The sequence below is a fragment of the Staphylococcus croceilyticus genome, from assembly GCF_002902575.1.
In the GTDB taxonomy this organism is placed as follows: domain Bacteria; phylum Bacillota; class Bacilli; order Staphylococcales; family Staphylococcaceae; genus Staphylococcus; species Staphylococcus croceilyticus.
The window spans coordinates 1-14,055 of sequence record NZ_PPRD01000033.1; the positions used below are offsets into that span (position 1 = coordinate 1).

The following is a 14,055-nucleotide window of genomic DNA, read 5'->3' on the forward strand; positions in this document are numbered from 1 at the left end:
CTGTTAGTCATCCTAACCAAATTTCTAATAATATAGTCTTTATTAATTAAACTATGTCATCTATATTTAATACTTACCCTAAAAATGAGTGGCTAATATGCTTCAAGATATCATTTAGAAACGTTTGAAAAAATATGTATAATGATCCAATACTCAAAGCGGTTGCTAATGATGCATCTAAAAGTCCACCCGTCTTAAAAGTAAAAGGGAATTTAATAGTTAAAGGAATAGGATAAAGCAATTTAACTCCTCTAGGTGTTAACATATCAAGTATAACATGAGATGCTATTGCACTGATAATCGAAACTAAATAGTATGGGGGAGTTTGTATTAGAATAAGTAAAAAGCCTATCATTCCCATAAATAATAAAGAATGCGTAAAGGTTCGATGTCCAAAGATGAGATTTACGAAAAAGCTCAATAGTTTAAATTGTCTCCCTATCTTACTTCTTGTATGACATATATCTGGAAATAGACTTGAAACTATTGCTAAGCATATAACTGTAACAGTTGAAAAAAGATCGGTTTGAAAATGTTCAGTTGTTAAAGCACCCACTAATAAACCAGCAGACATATGTGTTTTACCTGTCATGTATCTTCTCCTTTATTAACGATATTTTAACATAAACTCAACAAAAATACGAACATATTTTCGGGGTTAGGTTATAGTGTGACACAAATAATAAAAAGTATCACATATTACTTGAAAACGATTACAATTTGTTTTATTATAGAGCCATAACTTACATAAAGGATGTGTTCTTTAATGGCAATGACTGTTAAGAAAGATGATAATGAAGTTAGAATTCAATGGAGAGTAGCAGATATTAAAATCCCTACTAATGAAATTAAAAATATTTCTCAAGACCAAGACATTCATGCAGTGCCAGATTTAGAGTCTAAAGATATTTCTCGAATTGGTTCTACATTCGGTAAAACAAATCGAGTAATCATTGACACTGATGATCACGAATACATTATTTATACTCATAACGACCAAAAAGTTTATAACGAATTAACTAAATAACCTAAAATATAATTTATTTCTTTCGCAAAGTTATCAATTAATGGTATTTAAAGGCTGGGACAATTTATTTTGCCCCAGCCTTCGTTAGTATTATTATATTATTTATGTCCTAGCCTCTATTTCACTCCTTTTTTTATCGTTAAATTTTAAATTTTCAACATAAAAAGCTAGAATAAGAGAAAATGAAATGCTTAAGGAGGTTATCAACGTGTTTGTAGTTACAAATAGAATCACAGTTAAAAAAGGTTTCGCTGAAAAAATGGCACCCCGCTTCACTAAAGGTGGCAAAATCGAAGAGTTAAAAGGATTTCATAAAATTGAAGTGTGGCTAGTAGACGTTGATGAAGATAGTGAAGATATGTATGTGAACACTTGGTGGGAAACTGAGGAAGATTTTAAAGCATGGACACAAAGCGATGCATTTAAAGAAGCACATAAAAATAGAGGGCAATCGTCTTCTGAATCATCTCCAGTTATTAAAAGTGAAATTGTAAAAGCCAACGTCTTATCTACATTAAATTAAAAAATAAGCATTGAAGTTAGTCATTTGTTTGACCACTTAACTTCAATGCTTTTTTCTTAAAGTAATAAATGTGCCATAAGAGCTATAATTGGTAATGTAATCGCTGTTCGAATAAGGAAAATTGCGAATAGCTTACCTAAACTTACTGGGATTTTTGAGCCTAAAATAACGCCCCCTACTTCTGATAAATAAATCAGTTGAGAGATACTCAAAGCACCAATAACAAATCTTGTAATTTCACTGTGGGCATTTGCTATTAAAATTGAAGGTAAAAACATATCAGCAAACCCAATTAATAAAGTTTCAGAAGCTTTTGTAGCTTCTGGAATTTGTAGTAACTCTAAAATAGGAATAAAAGGCTTACCTACGATTTCAAACACAGGCGTATAATTAGCAATAATAGTAGCTAATGTCCCAATACTCATCACTACTGGTAAAATAACAAACCACATATCTATTACTGTCTTACATCCAGATGTCATAAATTCTTTAAAGCCTGGCGCTTTCAATCCAACTATTGTTGCTTCATCAAAACCATGTCTAAGTGCGCTTTTACCTTCAGGTAATTTTTCAAGACGCGTCTCTTCAGACACTTCTTTAGTAAACTCATCTGGTATTTTATTCAAAGGCCAAATTCTAGGCATAATCATAGCAGCAACAAAACAAGAGACGATTACTGTTAAATAAAATGCGAAGAATTTATGTTGTAATCCTACTGTTTCAGCAATGACAATGGCAAAAGTAATTGACACTACACTAAATGTCGTAGAAATAACGATAGACTCTCTTTTAGAATAGATACCACGTTCATATTGACGACTTGTAATAAGTACGCCAACTGTTCCATCTCCAATAAATGAAGCTAGGTTATCTACAGTAGAACGACCTGGTAACGTAAATAATGGTCTCATAATTGGTCTGAAAAGTGGTCCTAAAAATTCTAATAAACCATATTCCATTAGAAACGGTAAGAATAATGCTGCAAATAAGAAAACAGCAACTAATGTAGGTAATAAATCATTAAATACTAGGCCACCCGTATCTTCAGAATAAATGACTTTTGATCCTAGTTTAAGATACGTCATCCACGCTAAAAATACAGCTAGCACACGTAACGCTAACCACACTGGTCCTACTTTAAATGCACTTTCAATTAAACTTCCTGGTTTAACTTTATTTCTTAATATTAAAGAAAATAATATAGTTAATATTCCTGAAATAGTAATAATAAACAAAATAATAAGGGGCATTGCATTACCTAATAAATCCTTAAGCAAATGTGCTAAAAAGGCTACTGGTAAAGTTGTTTGCTTCTTACCATCCTGCACTGTAGGTACAGGAATTAAGAATAAGATAATCCCTATGAGGGACATTACTATAAATTTAGTTCTCCCTTTAACAATCTCTTGTTTTGAGTATCCCTTCAATTTTATACCTTCTTTCTCTCTATATAAAATGTTTGTATATTCATAATTTATGTAATAAATGCATATTTTCGCTGCATAAACTATATAAATATGTCTTTATTTGTATTTTTATAAACAATATGTTCTATACTATATCTCATTTTCAAAAAGCGCGCAATACAAAAAAGCTAATTCCTCTAAAATATAAAAGGAATTAGCTTTATGAATGAAGATATTAAATTCTTCTAAGTAAAAATAAGAAATACGGTACACCTATAATAGCGATAATAACGCCTACAGGAATATCTAATGGCGGATGGATACCTCTTGCTAATCCATCACTAACTAAAATAAGTACTGCACCTATTAAACCAGACATGATAACAACATGGAAATAGCGTTGTCCTACGAGCGATCTAGCAATATGCGGGGAAATAAGTCCTAAGAAACTAATGCCCCCGACTACTGATATAGATGCCCCTGCTAACATGACTGACAAAATAAGTAAAATCATCTTAAGATGTTGAACTTTAGCACCCAATGCTACTGCAATATTATCTCCTAAATTTAAAATATCTAATTGATAACTTAATCCTAGTACTAAGGGCAATGTAATAACAATCCAAGGAATAATAGAATAAAAGTTCTCAATTGTATGACCGTATAAGCTACCAGTTAACCAAATTAATGCATTATTAGCATCCATAGGATTACGGATTAATAAAAATTGTACTACTGCTGTACAAATAGCACCTATGGCTAAACCAATCAGTGCAAGTGTAGAACCTTTGATATTAAATTTTGAAATTAAAAATGACAAAATTAAACTGATGACTAATGCACCAATAAATGAGCCTATTGGTAACACAATGAGTGGCGCAGTTGGGAATACCATAATAACAATAATGGCAGCTAAACTTGCACCTTTAGTAATGCCAATCACATCTGGTGAGGCTAGTGGGTTTCTTACTACACCTTGAATTACGGCCCCAGAAATGGCTAAACTGCTACCTACTACTAGACCTAATAATGTTCTTGGTATGCGGTATTCATTTAGAATAAAGTCATCAAGCGTGAATACACCTTTTAATGCTTTCATTGGGTTATACATAGTAGAACCAACGCATAAACTTATAAAAATACTAATAATTAAACAAATGATAACAATGGCGTAACGAATAGATAAATTTCGTTTTGTCATATTCGTTTCACCCCTCTAAGTGTAATTAATAAGAAATAAATAGCCCCTACAAATGACGTTACAATACCTACTGGTGATTCATATGGGAATGTAATGAGGCGACTAAGCACATCAGATAAAAGTAATAAATCTGCACCTACTAAGAAAGTTAGTGGCACCATAATAAAGTAATCTTTGCTTACGTAACGTTTAACTATATGAGGGACAATTAAACCAACAAAACCAATTGGCCCTGCTATTGAAACTGAAGCGCCAGCTAACACAATAACAAGAAGTCCAATGATGATACGAATAAGTTGAGTCTTTTGTCCTAAACCTTTAGCAATATCGTCCCCTAATTCCATAATTGTTAATTGGCGTCCCATTAATAATGTAATAATGAATGCTATAAGGAGCCATGACATAATTGATAGTACTGATGTCCATTTTAAACCATTTAATGAACCAACTAACCAGAACATTACAGTTGTATTCGAATCTTCGTTTAAAATAATAATTCCTTGCGTTAAGCTACTGAAAAATAAGTGAATGGCCATACCTGCTAATGCTAATTTAACTGGCGTAATTTTTTTAGTTGAACCGGATAATAAATATACTGTTAGCCCACCAATAAATGAGCCTATAAAAGCAAGTAAAGTTGCATATTTTCCTAGAGATGGAATTAAAATAGTTACTAAAACAATAACGAAAGAAGCACCTGAGTTGACACCAAATATTTGAGGAGAAGCCAACGGATTTCTAGTAATAGCTTGCATTAATAAACCTGCAAGCGCAAGTGCACCACCTATAATTAAGCCACCAATCATTCTTGGCACTCTTACATTATGAATAAGGAATGTTTGTTTGTTGTCTACTGAAGTAAAAAAATAGTCATAAATATCTTTTGCATGAATGTCTGAAGAACCAATCGCTAAATTAAAGTAAGCAAAAATAAAAAGAAAGCACACACTCACAATAAACGTGAGTGTAGTGCGTTTCTTAGTTGCTCTTTCATTAGCGGATTGACTATCAGTTGATCTCATAGTCATTGTTCATCCACCTTATTTCTCTTTATCTTTTTTAGAAATTTCAACAAGTTCTTTAGCCATCTCTTCAGAAGATATTAAACCACGTGCACGTGCCCAAGTGTCACGATTTACAATGCTTACACGATTATGTTTAACTGCATCTAAAGTATCCCAAACTGGATCTTTTTTCATTTCTTGATAAGATGGTTCTTTTGGACTTGCACCGTCAGTCATAATAAACATACGTTCTGGATTCACGTCTTTTAATGTTTCAGCATTTAACTGTAAGTAAGGTCCTTGTAAATATTTACTTAAACCTTTCGTTACATCTTTAGTTAATGCTTCTTTAAAGCCAAGTTCAGTTAAAAATTGACCAACATAAGATTCACTTGGGTGAGCAAGTAATCCTGATTTTGAAGCTACAGCTGGTAAGACTTTTTCATTTTTATCGAATTGAATTTCATCTTTATATTTAGCTAATTTTTTCTTATGTTCATCTAAGCGTTTTTTACCTTCATCTTCTTTATTTAAAGCTTTAGCTACAGTTTTGAAGGCATCGATATTTTCTTTATAGTCTCCATCGAAACTTTTTAGCTCAATAGTTGGAGCAATTTTACTTAGCTCTTTGTAAATACCTTTATGTCTATTACTATCTGCAATAATTAAGTCTGGTTTTAACTTGCTGATCTCTTCTAAGTTTGGTTGTTTACGCGTACCTACAGATGTATAGTTACCAATTTTATCTTTTAAAGGTTTGATAATACGATTTGGTTTATTATCATCAGCAACCCCTACAGGTTTTACATCTAAAGCTGCTAATGCGTCTACAAATGAGAATTCTAAAGCTACAACTCTTTTAGCATCTTTAGGAACTTTTGTTGTACCTAACTCATGCTTAATTTCAATCGAATCTTTCGATGATGAGGATTTGTTATCGGAATCCTTAGAACCGTTATTACTTACATTACCACATGCAGTAACAAGAACCAATGTAAATAATAATGCGACTATTCCAGCGACCTTGAAGCCTTTCATTACTCCCACTCCTTAATATGTATAGGTTTACATTAACTAGTTTATTGATAACGATTATCAATGTCAATATTATTTAGAAGGTTTTTTAATTTTTTTATATAAATCTTTTGTATTTTATCTTTTAAAAGCGTTAAATAATATTATGGATAAATTCAAAAAAGCCATTATTCAGCATTTAAATCTGACTAATGACTAAATGAATTAATCATGAAAATATTTCAAAATTGATATATTGTATAAATTACTTTTAATAAATAGCTAAAGAGGCACTGTCTATTTGCTCAATCAAAGACTGGATGTGTTGATCTTTCACATATGATTTAGATATCTTTTGATGGTACATAATTTGAGATAATGCTTCATATTCAAGACTAAAGGAAATCATATCTCCAACTTGATAAAAATCTTGGTTTCCTAAATCAATCATTAAATGATCACTTGTAGCTCCGATAATTTTAACTTTATCATTAAGTGGAATGATTTTATTAATGACTGTATCAATATAGCCTATATCCAATATAGCTTGTAAATAACATTGACTGCCCTCTAATAAACGAGGTTTAATTTCTATTATTTCCGCTTCAAGCGTAATTGCATCTTGAAATAGTCGTGGAATAGGTTGATATGTCGTTGTATCTACGCCTCTAAATAATGCCTCTCCTATTCGCAACTCATTAATACGACCTAAATCATTGTACATTAATTGAGGTAGCATACTTGAATTACCACCGGATATAATTTTCAATCGGAATCCTAATTCATTCTCAATTGCTTGTACAAATTGATTAATCGCAAAAATATCATCTTCTGTAGGTGCTAAAGATTTAAAACACATAAAGTTAAAGGCGATTCCTACAAATTGGATATGTTTCATTTCAATTATTTCTTTTATATAATCAAGCATATCGTAAGTTAAGACGCCTTCTCGACCATCTTTCCAATCTATCATTAACACAATTTGATGTTTTTTATTAAGTTTACCGGCAATATCATTAATCTCACGAATGGCTTGAATTTCAGTTTGAATACTCATTTTCACATTTTCAACTAATTCTAAATATCGTTTTTTAGGTGTCGGTCTTAATAATAAATAACTACATTTATCGTGAAACTCCGTATTTATATTCTCTAATCTTGATTCCGCAAAATGATTAAATCCTAAATCAATCAACGTTTCTAAGATTTTCTTATCACCAGCAACGCACTTTACGACTGGCGTAAAATGTATGTCTTGCTCGGCTAATAAACTATGTAAGACTTCAGCGTTATATGCAATTTTAGATAAATTAATTGAGATATTTGCCACTTAATTCACCTCTTTTTTTATCGGGTTATCAAGTTCTATATTAAGATATTTTTTAACTTTATTTTCCATTCGCATACGAAGCAATGCTTTAACCGTAATCGTCGGTCCAAATAAGATTTGTCGTAATGTTTCAGCATGTGGCTTATCATCACTTATCGCACACTCAATCTCTTCTTGCACAATATTAAATAATTCCACTTCGCTTACGCTGTCCTTTTTTGAAAAGTGATGGATTAATTCCGCAAGCTGATTTTGTACTACAGCATGTTGAAATTTCGCAACGACTTCATTGACAGATGACGCTATCAAGCTAGTATTCGTCACATTAATATCTTTCAATTTCAAAGATAACGTGTCTAAATCAATACGAGAACCTCCTAAATCACGAACTACAAAGTTCATTTGAAATTGAGGTCCTAGATTTACAATCGTATTTTGCATATGGGCTTCTAAAGCAATTCCATAATCTTGTATTAAAGCAATTAATGGCGTGACTAATTGACGACAATATGTACGCATAAATTGAGAAATATTATGTTTATTTACTTCACTACTTACCCACTCAATATAGCTATCCACGGTAATATTCCCATCAACAGGATTTGGATTTACTAATGCTCCTGTGACAATTGTTGCACCATTATTTGCAATATATGGTTTCTCTCGAATAATACATGCTAGTTGGCGTGCGCGATCATCTTCGGTATTTGCATATATACCAAAAGGTTCAAGCGCTACTTTGAGTTGTGGATATTGATTAAGCGTGTCTTGTAAGGCCAAACTCAAATTTGGACCATCGACTGTTGTTACACTTGATACTGTTCTTATAGCACTCGTTGCTTGTACATTGACTGGTAATTTTATGTGATATGGCTTATTGATTAATGACATCGTGCGGAATGATAATGTTGCTTTCGATTCTATATCAAATGGCGTAGCAATCAATATCTTCTCGTTAATCCACTGTTCAAATTGATGATAAATTGTATGTTGATATTGCCATGGATGAACAAATATAACTTGGTAATTATCCAACGAAAGGTGGAATGTTTGAATAAATTTTCTTAATTTTGCATGATATTCTGGAATGACTTCTTCCAATACAAATGAGCTATTACCATCTATAGTAGTTACTCGGGCATAATCTTTATGCAATAACATGATTTTCAGTGGAATGATTTTTTCAAATTCAGGTGAATATTGCTTAACTTCCTCCATTGTTAAAGGCAATTTCGTCTTAGTCAACGGATGCGTAGGATGCCCTTCAATAACTAAACTTTCGGAATACATTAAATCATTAAAGTCATTCGAATCACTTAAATGTTGTAACCAAGCAAAGAAATTAATAGTGGTCGGCATACGAGAGAATTTCAAACTATCTTGTATATGATTTTGACGATTCGTGAAATGTTTATACACTTCTATAAAGCTATCTCTACTATGTAATAATTCTGCACGTAATCGCTCACTTATCTCAATTTCAAAATGTTTTTCTAAAATACTTAATAAGTCCTCTAATGAAGTTAATTCTATTTCATTTTTTCCACAACTATAAGTTATTGGCCCTTCGAAATTATAGCGAACCATTTTACTTAAATATTTAAAATGAATTGTAAGTACGCATCCATAAAGCTGTATTTCAAGCTGGTTATCTTGAGTTGTAATTCTTGTTGAGGATGACCATATCTTTTCTTTAACTAATGCATTTAAGACACGGTATTGTAAATTTCTATCTGCTAATTGCCAATCACTTTGCATTGTTTGACTCCTCCACTTTAGTTGTTCTTTGCATTAAATGAACGATTAAGGCTACAACGGTCGTAAATAAGCCCATTACGATAAAAGTAGTTAAGACACCGATCCAATCTGATAAAGCTGTCATTAATAGACTACCCAAAGGAATCATGCCTCTATCCATCATGACGATGCTTAATATTTTCCCACGATTTTTAGGAGACACTTGCTCTTGAAAATAAATGCGATTGGACGTACGTGCCCATTGGCTAAATAATCCTACAAGCGCCATGCTAGTAAACATTATTACTACATTCTGTATGACTACACCTAATAATGCCAAACCAAATAAACATGAACTTAAATAATACATGCTTACAGTATTTATCTTTTTCAAAATAATGGGTAATAAAAGTGTAGCAATCATACCACCTATGGCACAAAAAGTCATGGATATACCGAATATTTCAGATTTGCCAGGAAATATTCGATGAACGAGTACGGGTACTAAAGTCGTATAAGAAAATCCAGTTGCCATTATAATTAGCGAAGTAATAAAAATTCTAGATGCTTGGGCATTTCTCTTAAAATATTCCCATACGAATTTTAGAGAATATTCTTTAGTCTTACTGACATCGCTATGAACTCGTTCAAAATGAAGCGGTATACAAAATAACGCAGCGACTAAATAACAAATCGCTTGTGTTAAAAAGGTTGCTGGTGCATGATACGCAGCAAGAATAATCCCCGCGATTGCTGGACCTATTGAGCGACAAATATTAATAATAAACGAATGATATGAAACAGCTTGGCTCGTATTCAATCTTTCAGATAAATCAGGTAACAATGCTTGTCTTACTGGCGTTTCTACCGCATTTAGCATGCCACGTAAGGTCGCATAAATTAATATCACTATAATTGAAATATTGGACATAGTAAAGGTACAAACACATAAAAGTGCAGTGACTAAAAAAGAAGATGTTATTGTAATTCGTAGCAATAGTCCCCTGTCATATTTATCAGCAATTGTACCCGCCCATACACTTAGTATCAAAATTGGTACGAGTCGGCAAAAATTAACTAAACCTAAATAAACTGCGTTATGATAACTAGTAAGTACATACCAGTTTAAACCAATTTGTCCTATCCAATTTCCAAGAAATAATAAAAAGGAACTGGAAAAGAAAAATTTTGCCACAGTGTTTCACCTACTCCTTTACAATTGATAATGAATATCATTATCGATATTATGGATTATACAAATCATTTTGATTTTTGTAAAATAATTTTGAGGTGTTTTATGACTAACATAATTAATATCAATAACTTTAATATTCAATTAACTGAGGAAGAACAAGATGCCTACGCATTCTTAAAACAAAACTATCCTCAATTATTAGGTGATTTTGAAGATAACCTGTTGGCAAGTCGAGATAAAATTTCACAACGTTTAATTATTTCTTTATATCGTGAGAATTTAGTGAACAGCAAAGACAATAGTTTAATAGCATCGGCTAATAAATTCGATCGTTTACCAATTGATAAAGACGAAGACGTATTGTGTGTTCATTTTTCAAAAGCGGAAAAATACGTATATGGCAAAGTTGAAGGTCGACATGCCTTTGGTCGAGTAGACATAGTAGGACCATTCTATGTATCTGACGAGGAACAGAGCAATTTTAAGAGAATGATGCATCCGCTTGAAGTTCTAGATTACATCTTAATTGAGGACCCATCGCTTGATAATGAGGCAAGTGAACAGTTTAAAAATGATCTAGATAATAGTGGGGCGAATATGGCGCTTGCATTAGCTTATCAAGCGTATCACATGCGTGACATAGATAAGCCTCTTCTAGATATCATTACTACTCACGAAGACAGTTACTTGCGTTCAGAACAAGCTGTCATTGAAGGTCATCCGCTTCATCCTGGCGCAAAATTACGTAAAGGATTAAGCGCTCAAGAAAATGTTTATTACAGTTCTGAATATGGAAAAGAGATTGATTTACAATGTGTCTTAATTCATGAAAGTATCGCTAATGCTCAAGCGTTATCCCATAACTATAATGAGGAAATTAAATCTGTCTTTCCTGAGCTATACGCTCAAATTTCTAGAGAACTAGATCAAGCTGTAAATTTATCACACTATCATTTAATGATTGTGCATCCTTGGCAGCATGACTATATTTTAAAGGACCAATATCAGGCAGAACTTGAACAACAACTCATCATTCCTCTAAATATAAGTTTGCCATATTACGCTGGCTTATCATTTAGAACATTAATGCCTAAGTATCCAAAGCACTTACCTCATATTAAACTATCGACCAATGTACATATTACTGGGGAAATCAGAACGCTATCCGAACAAACAACGCATAATGGTCCTTTAGTGACAAAGATATTAAATGATATTTTAGATAAAGATAGTGTGTTTCATGATTATCGCATAGAAATATTAGATGAGTTAGCAGGAATACATTTTTATAATGAAAATGATAGTGAGGATATCCAAACTGATCGTAGTGAACAATTAGGCACCCTTTTCAGAGAAAATATTTATCAACTAATTGCTAAAGACAGTATTCCTGTGATTCCATCAAGTTTAGTAGCGAATTATAAATATAATGAAGAAACCCCGATTGTGAGTCTGATTAAATTATTCCAACAGAATGAAGGATTAGAACGTTTTGAAGAAGCGGCTCAATTGTGGTTGCGTGACTATGCGACACAATTATTAGGCATCGTACTTCCATTATATATTAAATATGGAATAGCACTTGAAGCGCACTTACAGAATTCAATTGCCACATTTAATCAAGATGGTAGTTTAAATACGATATATATTCGTGATTTTGAAGGCTTACGTATTGATGAAGCTCAGCTTAATGCAAGCGACTATGCTACAGATGATTTTCATGAAAAATCTAGAATTCTTACTGATTCTAAAACTTCAGTCTTTAATAAAGCATTCTATTCTACCGTGCAAAATCATTTAGGTGAACTTGTATTAACCGTAGCTAAAACAATAGAAGATTCATCGTTTGAGGAGAATACGTGGTGTCAAATTAGCGATATTGTTCAGCAAATACTGGCAAATTTAAATGATGTTGAAGAGGAACGTTTACACACGATAACCTCTACTTTATTTGCTGAGACGATTGATTATAAATGTGTGACAACGATGCGTTTAGAAGACGAAGCACATCATTATACTTATATTAAAGTCGACAATCCATTACACCATTAAGTAAATAAGAACAGGAACGAAGACAGCTTCGCTCCTGTTTTTTATATCCATAAAAAAACCTTAAGACGAGAAACGTCTTAAGGTTTAAAGGTTATTACTTATTATTGTAAACCTGATCTTTCAGAGTTGTTGTTATTGTTGTTGTCTCTGTTTTTGTCGTTTTTTTGAGCCCATTCTTTTTTAGTCATTACGTCGTCAACTTGCATGTTAACTTCAACAACATCTAAACCAGTAATATATTTAACTTGTTCTTTAACTAAGTCAGTTACTTTACGGAAGATTTTTGGAGCTGATTCGCCGTATTCTAAGATTACTTTTAAGTCTACAGCTGCTTGTTTTTCGCCAACTTCAACAGAAACACCTTGAGTTACGTTATTACCGCTTGAGAAAGCGTTAGTGAAATTATCAGTGAAACCGCCTTTCATATCTAAGATTCCTCTTACTTCGCGAGCTGCGATACCAGCGATTTTTTCAATAACTTCATCAGAGAAAGTTAATTTGTTTTCGAAACGTTGATCGTTACGTTCTTCTCTACGTTCTTGAGCTTCTCTTTGACGCTCTTCTCTTTCTTGTTCGTTAACTCCAGTTTGGTTATTGTATGCTTGTTTAGCTTTATTGTTATCTACTGCCATGATAAACATTCTCCTTTTTCATAAGAAATTTTTTATTAATTTAAAACTTTGTTTTTAATTTATATGAATTCTTAACTAGATAAGTCTAACTCCATCTATTTAAGAAGTTCATGAAATCTTGTGTACGGTCTTTAATATACCCAACGCCGATTCCGATTAAACATAATACAATGATTAAAATTGTTTTCCAGAATCCTAAAGTTAGGAATAAAATTGCTATAATTAAAAATGCAAAGAAACCGATGATACGCCATTTATAAGCTTTAATGAAGTCAATCACTTGTTGACCAGCATCTTGCCCATTTTGATTATTATTATCAGCCATGTTATCCCTCCCTTATAGTACGCGTTGTCCTGCAGATTTTTGATCTCTGACATTAACTTCTAATTTTCTTACTGGCATTTCAGTGAAATGCTCAACATTATGTTTAATGTCAGCTCTAATGCTTTCAGTTAAAGACTTAACTTGTACACTATTTGGTACTAAGAAGTCTGCTTTAATATCGATATAAGAATTATTTTTCTTATTATAAAGCTTAGTAACTACATTAGGTTGTCTTACATCTTCATATTTAGCTAATGTATCGTATGCAGTTTTTTCTACTGCTTTACGTGACACGTAAATATGTCCATCATTGAAATCTTTATATAGACCTGGTTTTCTATACGTTGGTTTGAAAATGCTGAGTACCAATATTAAACCGATCAATATAAGTAGAGCAGCTAAACCAATTAATAGTGGTTGGAACCAATTGAATTGTAAGAAATAGTGTTGGTATTGAGAAATACGACTATCTTTTATGTACATAAACAATAGGAATCCAACAATAGCAACTATTAATAGGCCGAGGATAAAATTCTTTAATCTTTTCACCTCGTCATGCACCTCCTTAGTTATTGTTGAATTATTTAATTATAGATATTAAGTACCCTT

At 32.3% G+C, this 14,055-nt stretch carries 14 protein-coding genes; 3 read left to right on the forward strand and 11 right to left on the reverse strand.

The window, feature by feature from the left end:
* Window positions 1-73: 73 nt before the first annotated feature.
* On the reverse strand, window positions 74-592 hold the full coding sequence (locus tag CD128_RS05205; RefSeq protein WP_103329001.1) for a metal-dependent hydrolase: 519 nt from the start codon (window positions 590-592) through the stop codon (window positions 74-76).
* Between the two features lie 174 nt (window positions 593-766).
* On the opposite strand from CD128_RS05205, the gene CD128_RS05210 reads away from it, so the two are divergent.
* Complete coding sequence (locus CD128_RS05210; protein WP_103297723.1) at window positions 767-1,027, forward strand: SunI/YnzG family protein; 261 nt, start codon at window positions 767-769, stop codon at window positions 1,025-1,027.
* A gap of 208 nt (window positions 1,028-1,235) precedes the next feature.
* Window positions 1,236-1,550: a heme oxygenase gene (locus CD128_RS05215; protein ID WP_103329002.1), complete on the forward strand. Its 315-nt coding sequence runs from the start codon at window positions 1,236-1,238 to the stop codon at window positions 1,548-1,550.
* 56 nt (window positions 1,551-1,606) lie between these two features.
* On the opposite strand, the gene CD128_RS05220 is transcribed toward CD128_RS05215, so the two are convergent.
* The 7 genes from CD128_RS05220 to CD128_RS05250 form a co-directional block, all read right to left on the reverse strand.
* Entirely contained in the window at window positions 1,607-2,977 is a 1,371-nt protein-coding gene (locus CD128_RS05220; RefSeq protein WP_103329003.1) for a YjiH family protein, read from the reverse strand.
* Between the two features lie 214 nt (window positions 2,978-3,191).
* Window positions 3,192-4,157, reverse strand: coding sequence for a FecCD family ABC transporter permease (locus CD128_RS05225; protein ID WP_103329004.1), 966 nt, complete (start codon window positions 4,155-4,157; stop codon window positions 3,192-3,194).
* The gene (locus CD128_RS05230; RefSeq protein WP_103329005.1) at window positions 4,154-5,185 is read right to left on the reverse strand and encodes a FecCD family ABC transporter permease; all 1,032 of its coding nucleotides are present in this window, start codon (window positions 5,183-5,185) and stop codon (window positions 4,154-4,156) included. The genes CD128_RS05225 and CD128_RS05230 overlap by 4 nt, the downstream gene beginning before the upstream one ends.
* Window positions 5,186-5,197: 12 nt before the next feature.
* Entirely contained in the window at window positions 5,198-6,199 is a 1,002-nt protein-coding gene (locus CD128_RS05235; RefSeq protein ID WP_103329006.1) for an ABC transporter substrate-binding protein, read from the reverse strand.
* Window positions 6,200-6,446: 247 nt separating this feature from the next.
* Window positions 6,447-7,505: an alanine racemase gene (locus tag CD128_RS05240; RefSeq protein ID WP_103329007.1), complete on the reverse strand. Its 1,059-nt coding sequence runs from the start codon at window positions 7,503-7,505 to the stop codon at window positions 6,447-6,449.
* Window positions 7,506-9,263, reverse strand: coding sequence for an IucA/IucC family protein (locus tag CD128_RS05245; RefSeq protein ID WP_103329008.1), 1,758 nt, complete (start codon window positions 9,261-9,263; stop codon window positions 7,506-7,508).
* A complete protein-coding gene (locus CD128_RS05250; RefSeq protein WP_103329009.1) occupies window positions 9,253-10,437 on the reverse strand; it encodes an MFS transporter in 1,185 nt (394 codons plus the stop codon). Before CD128_RS05250 ends, CD128_RS05245 begins: the two co-directional genes overlap by 11 nt.
* Before the next feature lie 114 nt (window positions 10,438-10,551).
* Here CD128_RS05250 and CD128_RS05255 point away from each other — a divergent pair, with 114 nt between their 5' ends.
* Entirely contained in the window at window positions 10,552-12,489 is a 1,938-nt protein-coding gene (locus tag CD128_RS05255) for an IucA/IucC family protein (protein WP_415239154.1), read from the forward strand.
* Between the two features lie 101 nt (window positions 12,490-12,590).
* On the opposite strand, the gene CD128_RS05260 is transcribed toward CD128_RS05255, so the two are convergent.
* The 3 genes from CD128_RS05260 to amaP form a co-directional block, all read right to left on the reverse strand.
* Window positions 12,591-13,121, reverse strand: a complete 531-nt coding sequence (locus tag CD128_RS05260) for an Asp23/Gls24 family envelope stress response protein (protein WP_103329011.1) — start codon at window positions 13,119-13,121, stop codon at window positions 12,591-12,593.
* Window positions 13,122-13,206: 85 nt separating this feature from the next.
* Window positions 13,207-13,446: a DUF2273 domain-containing protein gene (locus CD128_RS05265; protein ID WP_103329012.1), complete on the reverse strand. Its 240-nt coding sequence runs from the start codon at window positions 13,444-13,446 to the stop codon at window positions 13,207-13,209.
* Between the two features lie 12 nt (window positions 13,447-13,458).
* Entirely contained in the window at window positions 13,459-13,995 is a 537-nt protein-coding gene (amaP, locus tag CD128_RS05270) for an alkaline shock response membrane anchor protein AmaP (protein ID WP_103329013.1), read from the reverse strand.
* Window positions 13,996-14,055: the final 60 nt, after the last annotated feature.

Excerpts from the sequence above, each read along its gene's own strand:
- CD128_RS05265 (WP_103329012.1), bottom strand. The coding sequence starts at position 13,446 with ATGGCTGATAATAATAATCAAAATGGGCAAGATGCTGGTCAACAAGTG.
- CD128_RS05225 (WP_103329004.1), bottom strand. The coding sequence starts at position 4,157 with ATGACAAAACGAAATTTATCTATTCGTTACGCCATTGTTATCATTTGT.
- CD128_RS05235 (WP_103329006.1), bottom strand. The coding sequence starts at position 6,199 with ATGAAAGGCTTCAAGGTCGCTGGAATAGTCGCATTATTATTTACATTG.
- CD128_RS05245 (WP_103329008.1), bottom strand. The coding sequence starts at position 9,263 with ATGCAAAGTGATTGGCAATTAGCAGATAGAAATTTACAATACCGTGTC.
- CD128_RS05210 (WP_103297723.1), top strand. The coding sequence starts at position 767 with ATGGCAATGACTGTTAAGAAAGATGATAATGAAGTTAGAATTCAATGG.
- CD128_RS05230 (WP_103329005.1), bottom strand. The coding sequence starts at position 5,185 with ATGACTATGAGATCAACTGATAGTCAATCCGCTAATGAAAGAGCAACT.
- CD128_RS05260 (WP_103329011.1), bottom strand. The coding sequence starts at position 13,121 with ATGGCAGTAGATAACAATAAAGCTAAACAAGCATACAATAACCAAACT.
- CD128_RS05205 (WP_103329001.1), bottom strand. The coding sequence starts at position 592 with ATGACAGGTAAAACACATATGTCTGCTGGTTTATTAGTGGGTGCTTTA.